Origin of the sequence: Crossiella sp. CA-258035 (assembly GCF_030064675.1) — a bacterium.
Lineage (GTDB): Bacteria > Actinomycetota > Actinomycetes > Mycobacteriales > Pseudonocardiaceae > Crossiella.
In genome coordinates this window covers 1,323,044-1,343,877 of sequence record NZ_CP116413.1, presented here as the reverse complement: position 1 = coordinate 1,343,877, position 20,834 = coordinate 1,323,044, and the positions used below count along the sequence as shown (strand labels likewise).

Sequence of the window (20,834 nt, the reverse complement as noted above, 5' to 3'; positions counted from 1 at the left end):
GCCGACCGCCTCGATGCGGATGCCGCGCTCCCCCGCGGACGACACCGGCGTCCCGGGGGTCAGCCGTCAGACCGATTTGTGCCGCCGCGCGTCGACGACCGCCGCTCCGCTGGGTACACCTTGGCCGACAGCTCAGCCAACGGGACCCGGTCCCTCATCCCCGCAGTGGAGAGAAGAGCGTTGACAGTGAAGCTTCCCGCACGGCTCGCGGGTGTCGTGCTCGCCGGATCCGTCGCCATCGCCGCCGGTGGGTGCGCGGTGGTCAACAAGGTCACCGAGACGGTGGAGAGCCAGTCCGACGAGTTCGGCCCCGAGATCACCGCGATCGACCTGACCAACCTGGTCGGCACCATCAAGATCACCGGCGGCGACCGGCTGGTGGTGAAGCGGGAGCTCACCCAGCAGACCACCCGCACGTCCCAGGCCGAGGTGGTCAAGGAGGGCGGCACCCTGCGGCTGACCGGCACCTGCGCCGGCGCGGGCGGCGACTGCGCGGTGAACTGGGACATCGCGCTGCCGGGCGGCGTCACCGTGAAGGTGGTCAACAAGACCGGCAGCATCACGCTGAACGCGGTGGCGGCCAAGGAGATCGAGGCCAGGACCAAGCTCGGCGAGGTCGTGGTGGGCGCCACCGGCGAGTTCGACCGGCTGGCCGCGCACACCGAGGGCGGCGAGGTCACCGTGACCGTGCCGGGCGGCCGGTCCTACCAGGTGACCACGAAGGTCAAGGAGCGCTTGGGCAAGGCCACCGTCGAGGTGCCGAACGGGCCCGGCCCGCGCATCGAGGTGGGCTCCGACCGCGGCGACGTCACGGTGAAGCACACCTGAGCGGCCCGCCCGCAGGCGCTCGCGGCCCCTCGGCGCACGTTCGGTAATCTGTACTGCACGCAGAGTCCGGATCCGGACCGGACCGCGCAAGCGCCAGGAGACCCCCGTGCCCGCCGTGTTCGCCAGCCGCCCGCTCGTCGCCGCGACGATCGCCGCTCTCGCCTTAGGCCTGGCAGGTTGCGGCAGCTCCACCGCGGACCCCGGCACGAGCAGCTCCCCGGCCCGCCCGCGCGAACTGGCCTTCGACAACGTCAAGCCCTGCGCGCTGCTGCCCCAGCCGCAGCAGACCGAGCTCGGCGTCGACCAGCCCGCCGAGGACGGCACCAGCCCCACCTTCAACGCCCCCAGCTGTGTTTTCGTCAGCCACAAGGAGAAGGTGAGCCTGTCGGTGGTCCTGGTCGGCGACCGCGGCATCGCCGAGTTCGGCCCCGGCAAGGCCGCAGGCCAGACCGACCCGGTCACCGTGGCCGGTTTCCCCGGCTTCCGGGTCCGCACCGACCAGCCCGCGGGCGAGCAGTTCTGCACGGTCCACCTGGACGCCGCCCCGAACCGCGTGCTGACCGCCGCCTACATCGAGGAAGGCCGCGACAAGCCCCTCGCCAAGGACGAGGTCTGCCAGCGCGCCACCAAGGTCGCCGAGGCCGCGGTAGGGACGCTGACCAGCGCTAAGTAGTTGCACGTCACCCGAACGAGTGGAGTCGCCCGAGCAGGCTGAACAGGCCGGTGAGGGTCGTTTGCCGCGGCTACGATCTGAGATGAGCTGATCTCAGGGGGTAGTTGAAAGTGGCACCACAAGGCAGCGTCTCAGTGGACGGCATGAAGATCGACCTGGCCCAGGTCCCGGCCACGATCCAGCTGTACCAGCAGACCAAGGACCGGATGTTCGTCCTCGCGCGCAAGGCGCAGACGGACCTCCAGATCCAACCCATGGGCAATGACGACGTCAGCAAGGATGTCGCGGCCGAGTTCAACGCCAAGAACCTGCAGAGCACCGGCTCGGTGTACGCGGCGGTGGTCGCCTTCCAGGCGCGCCTGGAGACGATCATCGAGCAGCTCACCGCCGTGCAGCAGCAGTACCGCCTCTCCGATGAGGGCAACCGGGGCAAGTTCCAGGGAGACGCGCGTGGCTGACCGCCGCATCCTGATCGCCGCCACCACCGCGCTCGCACTCGGCCTGGCCGCGTGCGGCGGGGGCAACGCCGGACCGGGCACCAGTTCGACGGCGCAGTCGAGCACGAGCACCTCCCCGGCCACACCGGCCCGGCCCAAGGTGCTCGACCTCAACGGGGTGCGGCCGTGCGAGCTGCTGACCAAGGAACAGCAGGCGCCGTTCGGCATCGACCGCCCGATCCAGGCCGGGCACAGCGACACCTTGAACGCCGACGACTGCAACTTCATCAACGACAAGGAGAAGGTCGGCTTCGTGCTGACCGCCATGACGAAGGAAGGCGTGGCGCGGTTCGCGCCTGGACAGGTCACCGGTGAGGTGCGCCAGGTCGCCGTTTCCGGCTACTTCGCCTACGAGGTGTGGACGCCGAGCATGCCGGGCAACGAGTTCTGCACTGTGCAGGTCGACGTCGCCGACGGCCAGGTGCTCCGCTCGCACTACAGCGAGAGCAACCGGAAGCAACCGCTCGGCCGGGCCGAGCTGTGCAAGCGCGCCGCCCAGGTCGCCGAAGCCGCGGTGGCCACGCTGTCGAAGAAATAGCAACAGGGGGAACCATGATGAACTCGTTGGACGTGTGCCGGAACTGGATGGCCGTCCCGCACCAGAAGCTCTACAACGACCTGCACCAGGGCCGCGGCCCCGCCACTGCCGAACCCGCCAAACGGGTCCAGGCCGAGCTGGCGCAAGGGTTCTACAACGCCGTCAACGACCTCAAGACCGGGCTGAGCAAGCTCGGCGGGGTCTGGCAGGGGCAGGCGGCGGACAACGCGCAGGCCGCGATCGGTGGGCTGGGGCCGTGGCTGGAGCTGGCCAGGACCGCGGTGGAGAACGCGGGCAGGGCGACCGGTTCGCAGGCGGATGCGTTCAGTGCGGCCAAGACGGCGATGCCGAAGCCGGTGGAGGTGAAGTCCGGGGAGGACTGGGCGCCGGTCAAGGGGGTCAAGAACTTCTTCGGGGTCAAGACCGATCGGCAGGAGGAGGAAGAGGCGGCCAAGGAGGCGCACATCCGGGCCGCGCAGGTGATGTCGACCTACTCGACCTCCTCCAGTGCGAACGTGCGGGCCTTGCCGACGATCGCCGAGCCGCCGCTGGTGGCGGTGGACGAGCAGGTCACTCCCCCGCCGCCGGGGCCTGGTGGCGGGCGGCGGCCGGTGGGCGCGCCGACCCGGCGTGGTGGTGGCGGGGGTGGCGACCAGAGCTACCCCGGTGGGGTTGGCAGCGGCCGGGATGGGACTGATCCCGTTGGGCCGCAACCGCAGGAGCCGCGGGATCCGCAGCGGCCGGAGCAGCCGACGGGTGATCGGCCGGTGGGTGATCGGCCCGGTGGGACCGAGGATCCGACCAGGGTGGCGGCGGTGACGCCGAGCCAGTACACGCCGGTGCCGACGCAGGGGGCGGCAAACGTGCCGGGGAACTTCGGGCCGACCGGGGGTGGTGGCGGGACCGGCGGTGGCGGGTTCGGCGGCGGCTTTGTCGGTGGTGGGTTCGGCGGCGGCAGCAGCGGCGGCAGTGCTGGCGGTGCTGGGGCCGGGAACCAGGTTGGGCGGGGTGGGGCGGCTGGGGTTGGTGGCTCGCCGCAGGTGCCCGCCTCGCGGACCGGGTCGCCGGTTGCCGGGCGGGCCGGGCAGTTCATGCAGCAGGCGGCGCCTGCCGGGGCGGCGCGGCCCGGCGAGGAGGACGAGGAGCACGAGAACCAGTACGTGCTCGACTCCGACGAGATCTTCGTCGACGATCGGCTGGTCGCGCCGCCGGTCATCGGCGAGCACCAGGAGTAGGCGATGCTGGAAACCTCTGCCGCGCCGGAGTTCCGGCTCTCCGCCTCGGCGTACCAGGTGCTGTGGGAGAAGCTGCGGCTGACCGAGATGCCGATCGTGCTGCACGTGAACCCGCGCGGCTACGAAGAACACGAGCGCACCGAGGCGGTCAACGAGGCCTGGGACGAGCTGCACCGCAACGAGCTGGTCAGCAACGGTGGGGTGCGGCCGGAGCTGGTGGACGCGCTGACCCTGCTGGCCAAGCCCGCCCGCGCGGTGGACGCGCGGCTGTGGCTGGGCCGGGAGGTGCGGGCGCTGGCCGTCAGCGCCGGGGAGGACGCGGTGCTGGCGGTGCTCAGCGAGGACGAGCTGAGCCTGCGGCCGATCTACCCCGGCGGGCTGGCCAGGGCGGTGGTGGGCCTGCTGCCCGTGCGCAAGGCCGGGCCGGGTCACTCGATCTCGCTGCCCAGCTCGGTGATCGACACCGCCGCGCGGGATGTCGGCACCTCGGTCAAGGCGTTCGCGGAAGCCTTGCGCGACAACGGGATCAGCGCCGCCGACGCGCAGAGTGTGGCGATCATGATCGAGGGCGCGGAGCAGAGCGGTCAGTTCGGGGCGACTGTGACCGACCGGCTCGGGCGGCGCAACCGGGCCGACCACGTGGTGGCCTTCTACGACACCCCGGCCGGGCGCTACCTGATGGAGGAGCACCGGGGCTCCGACGGCACGCCGTGGACCACGATGAGCCCGGCCGACGGCAACCGGCTGACCGGGCAGATCGAGCGCCTGCTGGGAGAGCTGGACCAGGACTGATGCTGTTCACCAGTGCCGCACTGGAGGGCATCGCCGCCGGTGCGGTCACCCTGGCGTTCCGGCGCTGGCGGCGGCCGAGCGTGCGCGCGGGCACCGTGCTGCGCACCGCGGCAGGGCTGGTGGAGATCCTCGCGGTGGAACCGGTCGAGGAGGTCGGCGAGGAGGAGGCGGTGCGGGCCGGGTTCGCCGACCGGGCGGCGCTGTTGCGGAGCCTGCACAAGGGTGAAGGCGGCACGCTGTACCGGATCGAGCTGCGGCTGGGCGGGGCCGATCCGCGGATCTCGTTGCGCGAACAGGACGCACTGTCCGAAGTGGACAGAGCGGAAATCGCGCGGAAGCTGTCCGGAATGGACAGTCGGGCCAAGCGCGGGCCGTGGACGGCCGCGGTGCTCGGGCTGATCGCGGAGTGTCCCGGGGTCCGGGCGGCTGAGCTGGCCGCCCGGACCGGCCGGGACACGGTGCCGTTCAAGAACGACGTGCGCAAGCTCAAGGAGCTCGGGCTGACCGAGAGCCTTGAGGTCGGCTACCGCCTCTCCCCTCGGGGCGAGGCGTACCTGCGCGGTTAGTGCTTCTCGTTGCCGCCGGGGAAGTCGCCCTCCAGGTCGCTGATCCCGGGCGGGGCGTCGGAGAGCTCGACCGGCACGTGCACCACGGTGACCCGGCCCTCCAGTGAGGCGGTCACCGCCTGGCCGAGCGCGTCGGTGAGCGCCGCCTTGTCGGTGATCACGACCTGCTCGACCTTCGGCGGGGTGGCGTGCGCGGCGGCGGCCAGTTCGCTGGAGACGAACGGGTAGCGCTCGGCGGGCAGGCCGTGCTGGTCCAGCTGGGACTGCAACCAGCCGTAGCCGCCGTTGCGCAGCACCACGTAGACCACCCCGATGCCTTCCCGGCCAAGGGTTTCCAGGTCGCTGCGGAACAGGTTGAACGCGCCGTCGCCGACGAAGGCGATCACTGGGCGGTCCGGCGCGGCGATCTTGACCCCGGCGGCCGCGGCCGCGCCGAAGCCCAGCGTGGTCTGCTCGGAGGGGACCACTGAGCCGCCCTGCGCGCCGGTGGAGTAGTACGGGTAGATGTAGGACCACATGTCCTGCAACCCGTTCTCCTGCACCAGGATCCGGGAGGCCGGGGCCACCGCGTCGATGGCCGCGAGCACCTCGGCCACGTGCGTGTAGCCGTCCTCGCCGAAGATCTTCAGCCGGTCCTGCGCGGCGGCGGCCGTGGCGGCGCGGCAGCGGGAGATGGTGGCCACCCAGTCCGCGTCCGGGGTGTGCCCGGCCAGCGCGGTCAGCCAGGCCGCCACGGTGCCCGCGCCGTCGCCGATCACCTTGGGACCGGCGAACTCCACGGACAGCCCGGCGGCGTCGATGTTGACCTGCACCACCGGCACCGTGGAGCCGATGCCCTCCCAGCCGAAGGTGGCGGTCTCCTCAAGGCGGGAGCCCAGCGTGATCAGCAGGTCCGCGCCGCTCCACAGCTCGGCGGTCTGCTGCGGCGAGTACAGCCCGGCCAGGCCGCAGAACTGGGCGTGGCTCTCGTCCACAGTGGAGCGTCCGGTGGCCGTGCTGTAGATGCCGGCCCCGATGGTCTCGGCCAGGCGCTCGACCAGGCGGTCGGCGTTGCGGTGCCGCATGCCGCCGCCGACCAGGATCAGCGGCCGCTTGGCCGCCTTGATCGCTTCGAGAGCAGCGCCCTCAGCGGCGCCGAGGGCGTGGTCGGCCCTGGCCACGTCGGCCAGGGTGTTCCACGGGCGGGTGCGCGGGATCTCTTCCTTGAGCAGGTGGTCCGGGAACTCCAGGTACACCGGGCCGGGCTGGCCGGAGGTGGCGATCAGCAGCGCCTTCTCCAGCGCCGCGGCCACCCGGTCCGGGTGGTCCACCCGGTGCGCCCACTTGGTCAGCGGAGCCACCAGCGCGAGCTGGTCCAGCTCCTGGAAGGCGTTGCTGCCGCGCTGTTCCACGCTGGTGCCGCCGGCCAGCACCACCACCGGCGCGGCCGAGCAGTGCGCCTCCAGCAGACCGGTGACCGCGTTGGCCGCGGCCGGGCCCTTGCCGATGACCGCGATGCCGGGCTTGCCGGACTGCAGCGCGTACCCGGTGGCCATGAACACCGCGTTGCGCTGGTCCCGGCACAGCACCATGCGCCGGTCGGTGGGCTCCAGGGCGCGCAGCATGCCGAGGTCGTCACCGGGCAGGCCGAAGATCGTCTCGATCCCCGCCGCGGTGAGGAAGTCGACAGCGGCGTTCCAGGCGCCCTGGTAGGTCTGCTCGGTCATGCGTTGGCCATCCTGCTCTGCTTGGCTGCGGGGAGGTGCTCGGCGACCGCCTTGGAGATCAGGATCGGCTCGGCGTGCCGCTCTCCCTGGTAGGCGACGTAGTTGGCGGCCACGCCGTGCCCGCCGAACGGCTTGTTGCCGTTCTCCACCTCGAAGATCGTCATGTTGGCGCACACCGCGTGCCGCTTGGCCAGCAGCTCGGTCGCCGCCTGGTCCTCGCCGTAGATCATCGCGGCCATGGCCCGCTCGTTGACCAGCGGCGAGTTGATGAACGACTTGAGCTGCTGCGCGTTCTCGTAGACCACCACGTTGAAGATGGGCGAGAACGTCTCCTCGATGGGCATCTTCTTGTTGTACCTGCGCACGAGCACCGTGGGCTCCACATGCCGCGACCGGAAGTCCACCCGGCCGCCCTGCACGATGTGTTCTCTGTTGGTTCGCAGGTAGTCCGCCGCCGCCTCTAGCGCGGTGTCGTAGCAGAGGGAAGAATAGTCCGCTTCGGGGTCGGTGTAGCTGCCGTAGCGCAGGTCGGCCACCCGCTTGACCAGCTGGTCGGTGAACCGCTCCGCCTCGGCGGAGTTGACCATGAACACGTCCGGGCCGAAGCAGTCCTGGCCGGAGTTGACCATGCGGATGCGCAGCGCGTCGGTGACCGCCAGGTCGATGTCCGCGCCGGGGGCGACGATGAACGGGTTCACGCCCTGGCCGAAGAACAGCAGCATCTGGTCATCGCGCAGCTCGGAACGGACCAGCTCCGCGTTCTGGTACGCGCCGGTGAACACCAGCACGTCCGCCTCGGCCACCGGGACCTCGACGAACTGCCGCTGGCTCAGCGTGGTCAGCTCGATCGACTCCAGCTCGTGCACCGGGGCCAGCAGCTCGTGCACGCGCCTGGTGGTGCCCGCGACCTGGCTGGACGGCCGGAAGATGATCTCGTCGGTGTACAGCGACGGGATCAGCATGTACAGCGCGTAGGAGTAGAGCAGCACGTTGGAGGACATGAACACGGCCATCTTGTCCACCTGGCCCGGCCGGTAGGTCGAGACCTCCTCGACCGCGCCCTCCAGCGCGCTGATGGTCGCCTCGATCTCCTCCAGCACCGCCTTGTGGTTGGAGATCTCGGTGAGCACGTCGATGACCTGCTGCGGGTTGGCGCGCAGGAAGTCCAGCACCGCGTTGAGCGCCTGCACCCGCTCCGGGTAGTGCAGCGCGGACAGGTCGGGAACCGGCTCGGGCTCGGTGGTCCGGGTCACCCGGTCCTTGGCGCCGGGCAGGGCTTCCAGCACGAGCTGCTCCAGCTGCCGGGGGTCGGGCTTGCCGTTGGCGTTGAGCGGGAACTCCGGCAGCACCAGCACCTGGTTGGGCTGCTCGAAGGGCGGCAGCTCGGCGCAGATCAGCTCGCGCCAGTGCCTGGCCTCGCGCAGCTCGGGGTCGGCGACCACGAACACCAGCTGGCTGCCCCGGCGCTGGTCGTCCAGCGCGACCACCTTGATCGGCGCGCCCACCACCTCGGCCTTGCGGGCCAGGGCTTCCGGGTAGAGCGTGTGGCCCATCCGGTGCACGGCGAACTTGCGGCCGACCACGTAGAGGTTGCCCTCGGCGTCCCGGTAGCCGATGTCGTTGGTGCGGTAGGTGTCGTTCTCCCGCGGCGTGACGCTGCCGTCGGCGGCCAGGTAGCCCTGCATGAGGCCGCTGGAGCGGACCAGGATCTCGCCGATCTCGCCGGGCGCGGCGGTGACCCCGTTGTCGTTGATGATCTGCAGGTCCACGCCGTCGAGCGGTTTGCCGCAGCCGACCGGGTTGTCCGGGGCGGCCAGCGCGATGTTGCCCAGCTCGGTGCTGCCGTAGCCGTCCAGCAGGGGCTGGCCGGTGGCCGCGATGAACTTGTCGGCCAGCGCGCGGTCCAGCGGCGCGCCGCCCACGCACCACATCCGCACCCCGCGCAGCCCGGTGCCGAACTCCGGCCGGCGGCGCAGCAGGTTGAGCATGGTGTGGTAGGTCGCGGGGGTCGCGTCCACCACGCTGACGCCGTAGCGGCCGGCCATGTCGACCGCGTGGTCGAGGCGGGTGTAGGGCGCGACCACGAAGGAGCAGCGGGCCACCCACCACAGCAGCACCAGCGAGAGCCCGTACTGGTGGGAGAAGGGCAGCAGCGGCATGAGGACGTCGGCCTCGGTGTAGTTCATCCGCTGCTGGGTGCGCTCGATGTTGCCCAGGAAGGAGCGGCCCGAGCGGACGATGCCCTTGGGCTCGCCGGTGGTGCCCGAGGACCAGGCGATCAGCGCGTCGGAGCGGGAGAACCAGTCCACGAAGGAGAGCGAGCCGAGCACGTCCTGGCCGTTGGCGGCCTCGGCGATCAGCTCGTCGAGCAGCAGCGTGCCCACCTCGGCGGTGGGCAGGGCCGGCTGGAGCACTGCCCACCGTGCCCGAGCCAGCCCCGCGAACCGAAGGGTCTCCTCCGGGGTCTGCCGGTGGTCCACCAGCACGATCGAGACGTCCAGGTGCACCAGCGCGAGCAGCGCGGTGACATAGCCCGCCGAGTTGTCCGCCTTGAGCACCACCCGGTCGCCGGGCGCCACGCCCCGGCCGCGCAACACCGCCGCCACCCGGAGCGCGTCCTGTTCGACCTCGCCCACCGAACGCACCGAGTCAGCCGTCACCAACTTCGCTGCCACAGGATCCACTGCCGCTCTCCCGCTTCCCACATCCATCGCCAGTATCGACGTCGCCACTCGCCGCCGGGATCATCGAGATCCCCTTGCTACCGGGGCAGCCGGCGGGCGCGACGACGCGCACTCAGTTCCGGCCACTGACAGACACACCCCAGATGGATCGATAGTCAGCCTAACGAGCCGACTGGGTGCGGTGGAGAGCACTTCAAAAAGTTGGGGCGAACGGAGCAGGGTTCGCATCAAGATTTTCAAAGGTATTAACGCTGCGTGACAGCAGTAATACGCGCAGCGCAGTCCAGGCCAACTGTGACCAATGTCAAAGCAATGTCAAAGAAACGTCAGACGCTCATTCCGTTCTCGTACAGCTGCACGGAGAAAAGGGAATTCAGGCAACTGTCAGGAAAGCGTCAGAAAAAGCGCGAAAGCCCCGGGTGACCTGCGTTGGAGGCAGGTCAGCCGGGGCTGCGCAGAGCGTGGGCGACCGGTACCGCTGGGGGACAATGCCGGGCAGCCCAACGCGGCGAACGATCGCACGCGAGCCCGGCGATGTCCAGCCGAACGGCCAGAAATCATTCTGGAGGCTTACCTCCAGGTGGTACTCAGGTCTTCTGCTAGCCCGTGCGGGGACGAGTCGGGTCTGTGCAGGTAGAGCCCGGATCAGCAACCTGTTTGAATCGTGCCTTGTGTTGTACTTCGTCATCATCGCCTGCGAAATCGCGTTTTGGGTGATTCTGTTCACCGGTTTGCTGGTGCGCTACGCAGTGCAGTGGCCAAGGGTGTCGACGCTAATTCTGCTGTTGACACCGGTGGTCGACGTGGTCTTGCTGGCGGTGGCGACCTGGGACCTGCTCGGCGGCGGCACCGCGAACCTGGCGCACTCGCTGGCGGCGATCTACCTCGGCTACTCCATCGCCTACGGCAAGCGGCACATCGGCAAGCTGGACCGGAAGTTCCAGGCCCGCTACGCCCGCAAGCGCGGTCAGCCGGCGCCCGAGTTCACCGACCCGGAGCAGTCGTGGCCGCGCTCGCGGCGGGAGCGCTCGGCCTGGTTCCGGCTGCTGCGGATGTACCTGGTGCTGGCCGCGCTGATGGGCGGCGCGATCCTGCTCACCGGCGATCCGGCCCGCACCCAGGCCCTGCACAGCCCGTTGATCATCTGGACGCTGATCGTGGTGATCGACGGCCTGGTCAGCTTCTCGAAGAAGGACGAGCCGGCGCGCGCCTAGCCCCGGCGCAGCCTGGCCAGCACCGCGGCCACGGCGGTGCTCAGGCAGGTGAGCACGGGCAGCTGGATGTCGCCGGGCTGGAACAGCGAGATGGCGGTCCAGGCCAGCAAGCAGAGCGCGCCGAAGCCGAGCAGCAGGGTGGTCAGGCCGAGGCGGGGGCGGCTGGCCAGGACGCGGACCAGCCTGGGCCGGACCGTGGCGGGCAGGTGGCGCAGCGGCAGCGCGGCCAGCACCGCGGTGGCGGCCAGCAGCAGCACGCCGAGCCAGACGTGGCCGGGTCCGGGTTGCGGCAGTCCGGCGATGACCAGGGCCAGCGAGCCGAGGCTGAGCACCAGGGTGAGGGTGCGCGCGGTGGGCCAGAGCAGCCGGGCCACGGCGTCGGCAGGGAGTGGCGGGGGTTCGCCGGTGGGCAGTTGGGCATCGTCGGCCGATCCGGAAGGGGCCGGGGCTTGACCGGACTTGGCGCTCTTGCGCACCAGGTCCAGGTTCAGCTTGGCGTGCTTGTTGCCGGGATCGAGGCGGAGCGCGGCCAGGTATGCCTGTTCGGCGATGTCCCAGCGGGTGGCGCGCAGCGCGATGTCGCCGAGCACCTCGAAGCAGCGCGGTTCGGCCGGAGCCAGCTCCACCGCGCGGCGGGCCGCAGCCACCGCCTGGTGGCCTTCGGGCCGCTGCGGGTCGAGCATCGCCCCACCCGCGCCGAGCGCCTCGGCCAGCGCGACCTGCCCGCGCCAGTCCCCCGGCGCCAGCCGGACGGCTTCCCGCGCGGCGGCCACCGCCTCGGCGTGCCTGCCCAGCTCGGTGAGCGCGATGCCGCGGAGCCGGTGCGGCGCTTCCGCGTCCGGGGCCAGCTCGGTGGCCCGTTCGGCGGCTTGGAGGGCGCGCTTGGGTTTGCCGTTCGCCAGGTGGGCCGCGGCCTGGCGGCACCACGCCTCGGGCTCCTCGGTCACGGGGTGGAGTCTCGCACGTGCGCCAGATGACCCCGGTCGGGGCGTCACAGGCCGAGGCGACCGAGCGCCTGGCTGATCCGGGGGTCGGTGGAGACGATCGGCGACTCGGTGCGCACCCACGGGGAGCCGCCGAAGTGGGTCTGGAAGATGTGCTCGGCGGTGCGGGTGGCCAGGGCCTGGGTGGTCAGGGTCGGGTTGGGGCCGCCGAGGGCGTTGGCCAGCGCCGAGTTGTCCGCGATGTAGAGGCCGCGCACGGCCCTGGACTCGCCGGTGGGCCGGGTGACCGAGTTCTGCTCGGACAGGCCCATCCGCATGGTGGACTGCACGTGCAGGATCAGCGGCGCCCAGTCGATCCGGAACACCTTCTTCGCGCCCGCCCCGCGCAGCAGCTGGGTGGCGCGTTTGGCCAGGTACTCGCGGTTGCGCTGGGTGCGGGCGGTGCGCTGACGCTGGCGGAACTCGACCTTGGCGACCGGCCCGTGCTCGTCAGCGGGCAGCACCGAGGGCACCACCCGGTTCTGCGCCTCCACGTCGTCGTCGGTGATCACCAGCACGTTGAGCAGCCGGTTCACCCCGCCGGCCAGCACCTCCTTGAGCTCCGGCCCGATCAACCGGCCGGCCGGTCCGTCCCATGGCCCGGTGGCGCCGCGGCCGTTGCCGTAGCGGCCGCGGATGCCGCTGTCGCTCAACGTCATGCTGAAGGCCTGCAACGCCGGTGGCAGGCCGACGTTCTCCAGGCCGCCGTAGCCGGGGAACTCGCAGCGCGCGGAGGACCCGACGCCCTTGGTGGAGTCGGTGTCCCGGTCGAACTGGCCGATCACCCAGTCGAAGTGGTGGTCGGTGTAGCCGCGCCCGACCCAGCCGTTGGGGTTGGGCAGCCCGCTGTTGAGCCACAGCCGGGGCGTCTCGGTGCACCCGGCGGCCATCACCACGACCTTGGCGTCCTCGCGGTGTTCGACGCCCGCCCCGGTCCGCCAGGTGACCCCGGTGGCGGTGAGCGCGGTGCCCCTGCGCTCGGTGTGCACCCGGGTGACGAAGGCGTCGGCGATCAGCGTGGCCGGCTTCGCGCCGGGCCGGACCGCGTCGGCGGTGATGGCCAGCGGCACGTAGCTGTTGTCGGTGGAGCGCTTGGCGAACTGGTTGCGCGGGGCGCGCACGGGCTGCATGCAACCTTGGAAGCAGTAGCCGCAGAAGGTGCATCCGGTGGCCATCGGGAAGACCAGCTTGGAGGCGTCGGTGGTGCGGCCCGCGGTGCCCCCGGGTTGCAGGATCGCGTTCTCCTGCGGCCGGTAGGAGGCGCCAAGCGTGGTCTTGGTCTTCTGCACCGGGATGCCGAGGGTCTCACAGCCCCGGAAGAAGGTCTCCTCCTTCAGGCCCATGGCCGCGGTCTGCACCGGCAGGGTCGCCTCGGCCCACTCGTAGTAGGGCACCAAGTCCTTGTAGGCGAAGGGAAAGCGGTGCTCGACGTCGTAGTTGGCCACGTCCGGACCGTCGTAACCGGCGAACACCCCGGGATAGGCACGCGGGCAGTTGCCGTAGTAGTGCTGGGTGGTGCCGCCGACACCGGAGAGCTGCCACAGGAAGGAGTTCTGCGGCGTCTCCCGGAACCAGGCGGGCTTGTTCCGGTCCTGCGGCCCGAACCGCAGGTACCCGGTGAGCGGGTTGTTGGCGTCGTTCTCGAAGTGCGTCCACTCCTCGCGCGGCTTGGCATGCCGGGGCCCGGCTTCCAGCAGCAGCACGTCCAGCCCACGCCCGGCCAGCTCCGCGGCCACGACCGGCCCGCCACCACCGGCGCCGATCACGATGACGTCGCGCATCAGTCCTCCACCGAGGTTCGGCCCTGGTAGTACCCACGGAAGTCGTCCCAGCCCTCAACCGGACCGGCGGGCTGGTACCCGGTCAGCTGCCAGCCGATGGGCCGCGCCCGCAGCTTCTTGGTCCGCTTGTCGAACACCTTCCACTCGGAGTAGGCCCCGAACGCGGGAAACTCCAGCAGCGCCCCACCCACGAACTTCAACAGCCCGGACACACTCCCCCGCAACGGCTGCGGCAAGTTCTGGTCCAGCAACGCCACCAGATCCGCGTCCGGCCCCTCCAGCAACGCGAACGCCTTGGCCTTGTCCGCGAAGGACAACCGAGCAAACGGCGACAGGAAGGGTCCGTTGAGCGCCAGCGGGTTCACCTGCGTCGCCAACAGGTTGAGCAGCAACGCGATCACCAGGGAGAGCGGAAGTGTCTCATCGTTCTGCAACACCAGGGCCAGAGCTTTGTCCAATGTGGACACTTGCAGGTCGATCAGTCCGAGGAGACTTTCCGGCAGTTTGATCCCGGTGTCCGCGAGCGCGGTGACGAAGGCCATCGACAGCGGCTTGGCCAGCTGATCGGGAAAGGGCACGAAGTGGTCAAGCGCCTCGATCATGAAGTCGGTGGCGCCCATCTCCATCGCACCGGGACTCGAGACGGGCGTGCCCTGGGCGCGGGAGTAGCCGTCCGGACCGGGCACCACGAAGGTGGTCAGGCCGTTGAGGGTGTCCCGCGCGAGCTCGGCGAGGATCGGGCGAAGCAGGTCAACGAGGATGGGCAACGGCGGCGCGGCCGAAGCGGCGGGCGTGGCGCCCAGCACGGGCGGCAGCAACACCCCCGCACCGGTGACCGCACCCAGAACGCCAATCCGGGCAAGGAAAGCCCGGCGCGCCAGGTCAGCAGAAGACATGTCCGCGTCCTTGCGGCAGGAGGTGTGGTGGTACCCCGGTGGGCGGGGTGTTGGCATACGTACCGGGGAGCGGAGGAGCCAGCAAGCAGGTGACGCGGAGACCACTCGGATGGGTGGCAACGATGGTGGGGATCATCGCGCATCCGAGGGATACCGAGGGTCGCCAACGCGGGGTGAAAACCCACAAAGCGGGCCTCTCGTCTTCTCCGTACGGCCTGGAGACTGCTAACCGCATCCCCGCCAGCGGACGCTCACAGCAACCGCCGCCGAACCCTCGCAACGTGACGGCGGCCGCTGGTGGGGATGTGGTTCGCTGTCGGAAGGCTGTGCGGAGAAGACGAGAGGGTCGCGAGCACGCTGGAACCGGCCCCGGCAACACAAACCCCGCCCCGCAACCTGCTCGTCCCGGCTTTTGACTTGCCCCACCCTCCGGTGGTCTGCCCGTCCGGCGAGGACATTCTTTTGATCTTGGTCTTGGGTTTTCAGTCAAGAGCGAAGATCAAGAGCGTCCTCGCCGGACGGGCAGGAATCAAAGCATGGGGGGGAAAGTCAAAGTCAAGGGCAGAGACGCAGGCGGGTCTTGAGGTTCCCCATGCCCGTCAACCTTCCGAAATCAAACCACATCCCAGCCCACGGCCGCCGTCGCGTTGCGTGGCCTTGGCGGCGGTTGCTGTGCACGTCCGTGGGCTGGGATGTGGTGTGATGTCTCCAGGTTGACGGGCATGGGGAACCTCAAGACTTCGGACAGGTTTTCGAAAAGCCAGCCCCTCGCTAGCTCCCTGCCGCGAACACCGGGTAATGGTCGGAGTAGTCGGTGTACGTGTGCTCCTTGCCCCACGACTTAACTGTCCACTTAGGAGAGTGCACCGCGCGGGTCTCGTTGACCCAGTTCGCCGGACCCCGGTGGCCCTTCACCAGGAGGACGTAGTCCAGCTGCTGCCGAGGCCCGGTCGCGTCCCGGTCCTTGGCGATGGAGTTGGTCTGCGGGTCGTAGGAGTACGGGTGGCCGGTGTGCGCCGGGGCGTTGGCATCGAGGGTCGCCAGGGCCGCTGCGTGCTCCGGAGTGCCCAGGACCACGTTCAGGTCCCCCGCGACGATCACCGGTTCGCTCGCCGGGATGTCGCGATCCCGGATGTACGCGGCCAACTCGGCCAGCTGACCGGCGCGGATCTCCGGGGCCTTGCCGTTGCAGCCGCCGTCGTCGGCTTGCAGGTGGGTGCCCAGGACGTGCACCGGGCCGCCGGGTGAGTTGATCCTCGCGTAGGCGAAGCCCTTGGCGGAGAAGGCGTCGGTGCCGCATTTTGGCTTGTAGACGTGCTGGACCCGTTCCGTGATCGGCCAGCGGCTGAGGATGGCCACGCCGCCGTCCTCGGGGTACAGGTCGGTGTAGTCGCCTCGGGTGGTGTTCCAGCCTGCCTTGCTGCGGCCTACCACGGGGGTGCGGTGGGGGTAGGTGTCGGACAGGTTGGTGAACAGGCGCTCGGAGGAGGAGTTGTCGAATGCCTCCTGGAGGACGACGACGTCTTGGCCTGCCAGGACGGCCTGGCTGTCGATGAGGTCGGCGCGCTGGTCCTGGCCCCAGTTGGGGTAGATCAGTTTTGAGAACAGGAAGACGTTGTGGGCTGGCGATCCGGGGGAACTGCTGCTCGGCCTGCGCCATGGGGGTCAGCGCGGCGGTGACGCCCAGGACCAGCAGGAACGTGAGAAGCGTTCGGGTTCGCATGGGCATCAAGGATGAGTGTGCTGGGTCACCCTGTCGATACCTCTATCGGTCAAGCGGGCGAACGGAGCAAGAAACCTGCGCGAAGGTGCGTCACGAAGCGCAACCCGAGACGTCCCGGTTCCGCGAGCGTCCTTGGACGTGAGACGGCAAGGCTGGAGGTCGGGGGCCGTGGTTGTCCGACGGGAGTGGCAGGTGTGGTGCCGGGATGTGGCTGGGCGGAGACGTGAGCTGACCGTCTTCGTCAAGCAGGGCTCGGTCGTGATCGTCGCGCCACCTGGCGAAGCTGCTGTGCTGGAGCCACTGGAGGTGGGACGGTTACGGGCCGCCCTTCGCGAGGCGGCCATCTACGCGGCGGTGACTACGGAGTAGTGATGACAGAGACCTGGGGGTCCCTGACCGTGCGGCGCGGCACGGTCAGGGACGCGGACACGATGCTGGCGCTCTTCGACGACGCGGTGCGCTGGCTGACCGAACGCGGCCGCACCGGTCAATGGGGCACCGCCCCCTTCTCCGCCATCCCGCAGCGCGTCCAGCAGGTCCGCGGCTGGGCCGAGGCCGGCGCGCTGCGGGTGGCCGAGCGGGACGGGCTGACCCTGGCGATGAGCTCGGTCGGCCCCGCGCCCGCCTACGTCTCCCCCGCCACCGAGCCCGAGCTGTACGTGATGGGCCTGGTCGGCCGCCGGGCCCCGGACGCCAGGGGCGCGGGGGCCGCGCTGCTGGCCGACGCGCGAGACGAGGCCGTCCGACTGGGGTTGAAGAAGGTTCGGGTGGACTGCTGGGCAGGCGGCGGTGGGGCACTGGTCCAGTACTACGTGCGGGCCGGGTTCACGCCGGTGGAATCGGTTCAGGTGGAGGCTTGGCAGGGCCAGGTTCTCGAGCTCCGGGTGGACCAATGAGCAACTGGGACTAGCTACTCGCGAGTAGGTAGTGTCAGAATCACCGCCAAGGGAGGTGGCGGTGAGCACCTACTTCGTGACCGGGGCTACCGGGTTCCTTGGCAGTGCGCTGGTCGAGCGGCTACTCGGCCGTGAGACCTGCGACCGGGTATATGTGCTGGTCAGACCGGCCTCACAGGACAAGCTCGACCGGATCGCGGCCCGCTGGCCGCGGCGGGAGCTGGTCATGCCGGTGCTCGGCGACCTGGCCGAGGACGGGCTGGGCCTCAGCGACATGGACCGCAGGCGGCTGGCCGGCGGGATCGACCACCTGCTGCACCTGGGCGCGGTCTACGACCTCACCGCCACCGAGGAGCACAACAGCGCGGTCAACGTGGACGGCACCCAGCGCGTGGTCGACCTGGCCGCCGAGCTCGGCGTGTCCTGGCTGCACCACGTGTCCTCGGTGGCCGTGGCCGGCGAGCACCGCGGCGTGTTCACCGAGCAGGACTTCGACCTGGGCCAGCGGTTCGCCTCGCCGTACCACGCGACCAAGTTCGCCGCCGAGCAGATCGTGCGCTCCCAGCACGCGGTGCCGTGGCGGATCTACCGGCCCGCGGTGGTGGTCGGCGACTCCCGGACCGGCGAGATCGACAAGGTGGACGGGCCGTACTTCTTCTTCCCCACCTTCGCCCGGCTGGCCAAGCTGCCCAGCCGGTTGCCGCTGGTCGGCGCGGACCTGGGCGCGACCAACGTGGTGCCGGTGGACTACGTGGTCGGGGCCATCGACCACCTCGCGCACGCCGCGCACCCGCCCGGCCGGACCTTCCACCTGACCTCGCCGCGCCCGCAGCCGATCACCGAGGTCTACAACGCCTTCGCCGCGGTCGCGGGCGCGCCAACGATGGCGTTCTCGCTGCCCGGTCCGCTCTCCGCGCCGCTGCGCGCGCTCAGCGACCGGGGCCTGCGCGCGCTCAGCCGCGCCGCCGAACGGGTCCCCGGCGCGAAGCTGCTGTTCGAGCGGCTCGGCGTGCCCGCGGAGGCACTGCCGCACCTGACCCTGACCGCCACCTTCGACAGCACCGCCACCCAGGGCGCGCTGGCCGGCAGCGGCCTGCGGGTGCCCGAGCTCCGCGAGTACGCGGACACGCTCTGGCGGTACTGGCGTGACCACCTCGACCCGGACCGGGCCCGCCGTCCCCGGTCCGGGGGCGCGCTCGGCGGGCGCACCGTGATGATCACCGGCGCCTCCTCCGGCATCGGCCGGGCCACCGCGCTCGCGGTCGCCCGGCACGGCGGCATCCCGCTGCTGGTGGCCCGGCGCGCGGAGGAGCTGGCCCAGGTGCGCGAGGAGATCACCTCGGCCGGGGGCACCGCGTTCACCTACCCCTGCGACCTCACCGACACCGAGGCGGTGCGGGCCATGCTCAAGGACGTGCTCGCCCAGCACGAGGCGGTGGACATGCTGGTCAACAACGCCGGGCGGTCGATCCGCCGCTCACTGCTGCGCTCCACCGACCGGCAGCACGACTTCGAGCGGACCATGGCGATCAACTACCACGCCCCGGTCCGGCTCATCCTCGGCCTGCTGCCGCACATGACCGCGCGCCGGTTCGGCCACGTCGTCAACATCTCCACCCAGGGCACCCAGGTCGGCACCCCGCGCTTCGCCGCCTACCTGGCCTCCAAGGCCGCGCTGGACGCCTTCACCAGGGTGGCCAGCGCGGAGGCGCACGGCAACGGGATCACCTTCACCACCGTGCACATGCCGCTGGTGCGCACGCCCATGATCGAACCGACCAAGGTCTACCGGCGGCTGCCAGCGGCCTCCCCGGAACAGGCCGCCAACCTCGTGCTGAAAGCGCTGATCAAGCGGCCCACCAGGATCTCGCTGCCGGTGGGCACGCTCGGCGCTGCCTCCTACGCCATTGCCCCCAAGGCGGTGGACCGGGTGATGAACGTGATCTATCGCCTGGGCGCCGTCTGATCAGCACGCTGCCGAAGGAGTTGAGCGTGACCACCGTGGTCGCCACCGCCCGCCGACTACTCGGTCAATGCGGCACCAGCCTGCTCGGCCTGCTGGTGCTGGCCCGCACCGGAATCGTCATGCCGGTCCGCCCCGACCGGCTCTACCAGATGGCCCGCGCGCTGCGCCGCTGGTCGCTGACCCTGCCCGGCGGCTACGCGGTCGGCGCCCACCGCCACCCGGACGCCCCCGCGATCATCGACGAGCTGGGCACGCTGACCTGGGCCGAGGTGGACACCCGCAGCACCAGGCTGGCGCACGGCCTGGCCGGGCTCGGCCTGGTCACCGGCGACAAGCTGGCCGTGCTCTGCCGCAACCACCGCGGCCTGGTCGAGTCCATGGTCGCCGCCGGCAAGCTCGGCGTGCACCTGGTGCTGCTCAACACCGGCGCGTCCGCGGCCCAGATCGGCGCGGTGCTCAAGGAGGAGGGCATCAGCCTGGTGGTGGCCGACGCGGAGTTCCGCCCGCTGCTGGCCAAGGCCCCGCGCGGGGTGCGCCGGGTGACCGCCTGGCCGGATGAGAAGACCCGCAGCGAGACCATCGAGTCGCTGATCGAGTCCTCCCCCGCCACCGAGCTGCCGGTGCCCTCGGCGCACGGCCGGGTCATCGTGCTCACCTCGGGCACCACCGGCACGCCCAAGGGCGCGCGCAGGCCCGAAGTGCACGGCCTGTTCTCCGCAGCCACCCTGCTGTCCCGGATCCCGCTGCGCTACGGGCAGCGGCTGCTGGTGGCCGCGCCCATGTTCCACACCTGGGGCCTGGCCGCCCTGCAACTCGGCCTGCTGCTGGGCTGTCCGCTGGTGCTGCAACGCCGGTTCGACCCGGAGTCCACAGTGGAGGCCCTGGAGAAGGAGCAGTGCGCGGTGCTGTTCGCGGTTCCGGTGATGCTGCAACGCATCCTGGAGCTGCCGCCGGAGGTGCTGCGCAAGTACCACCCGGCACAGCTGAAGATCGTCGCCTCCAGCGGCTCCGCGCTGCCCGGCGCGCTCGCGGTGGAGTTCCAGCGCCAGTTCGGGCCGGTGCTCTACAACCTCTACGGCTCCACCGAGGTCTCCTGGGTCAGCGTGGCCACCCCGGCCGAGCTGACCTCCGCCCCTGCCACCGCGGGCAAACCGCCACTGGGCACCCGGCTGGCCATCCTGGACGAGTCGGGCGACCCGGTGCCGCAAGGGGGCACCGGACGGATCTTCGTGGCCAACGGGCTGCTCTTCGACGGCTACACCAACGGCAAGTCCAAAGAGGTCCGCGACGGCATGATGTGCACCGGCGACGTCGGCTACCTGGACCCGGCAGGCCGGTTGTTCGTCGCGGGCCGGGACGACGACATGATCGTCTCCGGCGGCGAGAACGTGTACCCGCGCGAGGTGGAGGACCTGCTGGCCCGGCAGCCGCAGGTGCGCGAGGCGGCCGTGCTTGGCGTGCCGGACCGCGAGTTCGGCCAGCGGCTGGCCGCCTACGTGGTGCTCGACGAACAGGCCGAGCTGGACGCCGATGCGGTGCGCGAGCTGGTCAAGGCCAACCTGGCCCGGCACTGCGTGCCACGGGACGTGGTGTTCCTGGAAGCCTTGCCGCGCAACGCCACCGGCAAGGTGCTCAAGCGCGAGCTGCCCCGCCCGAGCTGACCTACCCCCGCCCGCGGTGACCCCCGGCACACCGGGCAGACTGGAGTTGATCAAGGACTCCGGTCGGTCCGGCTTTGCCGGGTCGACGCCCCCCGAGGCCCGGGGACCGGCCGGTTGGCGCGGCAGGGTGATCCCCCGAACACACACCACCCTGTCGCGCCCCACCAAAGTCGAGCCCGGCGTCACCAAAGTCGG

General features: G+C 70.6%; 18 protein-coding genes. 12 read left to right on the top strand and 6 right to left on the bottom strand.

Features of this window, described 5'->3' with window-relative positions:
• Positions 1-186 precede the first annotated feature (186 nt).
• From N8J89_RS06405 to N8J89_RS06375, 7 genes are all read left to right on the top strand, one after another.
• Positions 187-828, top strand: coding sequence for a hypothetical protein (locus N8J89_RS06405; protein ID WP_283663428.1), 642 nt, complete (start codon positions 187-189; stop codon positions 826-828).
• Between the two features lie 106 nt (positions 829-934).
• Positions 935-1,501, top strand: coding sequence for a DUF3558 domain-containing protein (locus tag N8J89_RS06400; protein ID WP_283663427.1), 567 nt, complete (start codon positions 935-937; stop codon positions 1,499-1,501).
• A gap of 134 nt (positions 1,502-1,635) precedes the next feature.
• A complete protein-coding gene (locus N8J89_RS06395; protein ID WP_283663426.1) occupies positions 1,636-1,959 on the top strand; it encodes a hypothetical protein in 324 nt (107 codons plus the stop codon).
• Positions 1,952-2,536, top strand: coding sequence for a DUF3558 domain-containing protein (locus N8J89_RS06390; RefSeq protein ID WP_283663425.1), 585 nt, complete (start codon positions 1,952-1,954; stop codon positions 2,534-2,536). The genes N8J89_RS06395 and N8J89_RS06390 overlap by 8 nt, the downstream gene beginning before the upstream one ends.
• A 17-nt stretch (positions 2,537-2,553) precedes the next feature.
• Entirely contained in the window at positions 2,554-3,771 is a 1,218-nt protein-coding gene (locus N8J89_RS06385) for a PPE domain-containing protein (RefSeq protein WP_283663424.1), read from the top strand.
• Between the two features lie 3 nt (positions 3,772-3,774).
• Positions 3,775-4,563, top strand: a complete 789-nt coding sequence (locus N8J89_RS06380; RefSeq protein WP_283663423.1) for an ESX secretion-associated protein EspG — start codon at positions 3,775-3,777, stop codon at positions 4,561-4,563.
• Positions 4,563-5,129, top strand: a complete 567-nt coding sequence (locus tag N8J89_RS06375; RefSeq protein ID WP_283663422.1) for a hypothetical protein — start codon at positions 4,563-4,565, stop codon at positions 5,127-5,129. The genes N8J89_RS06380 and N8J89_RS06375 overlap by 1 nt, the downstream gene beginning before the upstream one ends.
• Here the strand turns inward: N8J89_RS06375 and N8J89_RS06370 are convergent.
• Positions 5,126-6,835 carry a thiamine pyrophosphate-binding protein gene (locus N8J89_RS06370; protein WP_283663421.1) on the bottom strand — a complete coding sequence of 570 codons (1,710 nt, stop codon included), beginning with the start codon at positions 6,833-6,835 and terminating at the stop codon, positions 5,126-5,128. The two genes, N8J89_RS06375 and N8J89_RS06370, sit on opposite strands and share 4 nt — an antisense overlap.
• The gene (locus tag N8J89_RS06365; protein ID WP_349497447.1) at positions 6,832-9,546 is read right to left on the bottom strand and encodes an aldehyde dehydrogenase family protein; all 2,715 of its coding nucleotides are present in this window, start codon (positions 9,544-9,546) and stop codon (positions 6,832-6,834) included. Before N8J89_RS06365 ends, N8J89_RS06370 begins: the two co-directional genes overlap by 4 nt.
• 737 nt (positions 9,547-10,283) lie before the next feature.
• Here N8J89_RS06365 and N8J89_RS06360 point away from each other — a divergent pair.
• Positions 10,284-10,733, top strand: coding sequence for a hypothetical protein (locus N8J89_RS06360; protein ID WP_283663419.1), 450 nt, complete (start codon positions 10,284-10,286; stop codon positions 10,731-10,733).
• Here the strand turns inward: N8J89_RS06360 and N8J89_RS06355 are convergent.
• From N8J89_RS06355 to sph, 4 genes are all read right to left on the bottom strand, one after another.
• Complete coding sequence (locus N8J89_RS06355; protein ID WP_283663418.1) at positions 10,730-11,680, bottom strand: tetratricopeptide repeat protein; 951 nt, start codon at positions 11,678-11,680, stop codon at positions 10,730-10,732. The genes N8J89_RS06360 and N8J89_RS06355 overlap by 4 nt on opposite strands.
• Positions 11,681-11,724: 44 nt before the next feature.
• On the bottom strand, positions 11,725-13,497 hold the full coding sequence (locus N8J89_RS06350) for a GMC family oxidoreductase N-terminal domain-containing protein (protein ID WP_283663417.1): 1,773 nt from the start codon (positions 13,495-13,497) through the stop codon (positions 11,725-11,727).
• Positions 13,497-14,393 (bottom strand): hypothetical protein, encoded by an 897-nt coding sequence (locus tag N8J89_RS06345; RefSeq protein WP_283663416.1) that lies wholly within the window; start codon positions 14,391-14,393, stop codon positions 13,497-13,499. Before N8J89_RS06345 ends, N8J89_RS06350 begins: the two co-directional genes overlap by 1 nt.
• 771 nt (positions 14,394-15,164) lie before the next feature.
• On the bottom strand, positions 15,165-15,986 hold the full coding sequence (sph, locus tag N8J89_RS06340; RefSeq protein ID WP_502868474.1) for a sphingomyelin phosphodiesterase: 822 nt from the start codon (positions 15,984-15,986) through the stop codon (positions 15,165-15,167).
• Positions 15,987-16,284: 298 nt separating this feature from the next.
• Between sph and N8J89_RS06335 the strand changes: the two genes are divergently transcribed.
• The 4 genes from N8J89_RS06335 (at position 16,285) to N8J89_RS06320 (ending at position 20,639) form a co-directional block, all read left to right on the top strand.
• Positions 16,285-16,485, top strand: coding sequence for a hypothetical protein (locus N8J89_RS06335; RefSeq protein ID WP_185002021.1), 201 nt, complete (start codon positions 16,285-16,287; stop codon positions 16,483-16,485).
• Positions 16,486-16,487: 2 nt separating this feature from the next.
• Entirely contained in the window at positions 16,488-17,012 is a 525-nt protein-coding gene (locus N8J89_RS06330) for a GNAT family N-acetyltransferase (protein ID WP_283663415.1), read from the top strand.
• A 61-nt stretch (positions 17,013-17,073) separates the two neighbouring features.
• A complete protein-coding gene (locus tag N8J89_RS06325) occupies positions 17,074-18,978 on the top strand; it encodes an SDR family oxidoreductase (protein WP_283663414.1) in 1,905 nt (634 codons plus the stop codon).
• 26 nt (positions 18,979-19,004) lie between these two features.
• Positions 19,005-20,639: an AMP-binding protein gene (locus N8J89_RS06320; protein WP_283663413.1), complete on the top strand. Its 1,635-nt coding sequence runs from the start codon at positions 19,005-19,007 to the stop codon at positions 20,637-20,639.
• Positions 20,640-20,834 lie beyond the last annotated feature (195 nt).

Coding starts and splice junctions, on each gene's coding strand:
- N8J89_RS06365 (WP_349497447.1), bottom strand. CDS start 9,546: ATGGATGTGGGAAGCGGGAGAGCGGCAGTGGATCCTGTGGCAGCGAAG.
- N8J89_RS06345 (WP_283663416.1), bottom strand. CDS start 14,393: ATGTCTTCTGCTGACCTGGCGCGCCGGGCTTTCCTTGCCCGGATTGGC.
- N8J89_RS06370 (WP_283663421.1), bottom strand. CDS start 6,835: ATGACCGAGCAGACCTACCAGGGCGCCTGGAACGCCGCTGTCGACTTC.
- N8J89_RS06330 (WP_283663415.1), top strand. CDS start 16,488: ATGACAGAGACCTGGGGGTCCCTGACCGTGCGGCGCGGCACGGTCAGG.
- N8J89_RS06385 (WP_283663424.1), top strand. CDS start 2,554: ATGAACTCGTTGGACGTGTGCCGGAACTGGATGGCCGTCCCGCACCAG.
- N8J89_RS06350 (WP_283663417.1), bottom strand. CDS start 13,497: ATGCGCGACGTCATCGTGATCGGCGCCGGTGGTGGCGGGCCGGTCGTG.
- N8J89_RS06375 (WP_283663422.1), top strand. CDS start 4,563: ATGCTGTTCACCAGTGCCGCACTGGAGGGCATCGCCGCCGGTGCGGTC.
- N8J89_RS06380 (WP_283663423.1), top strand. CDS start 3,775: ATGCTGGAAACCTCTGCCGCGCCGGAGTTCCGGCTCTCCGCCTCGGCG.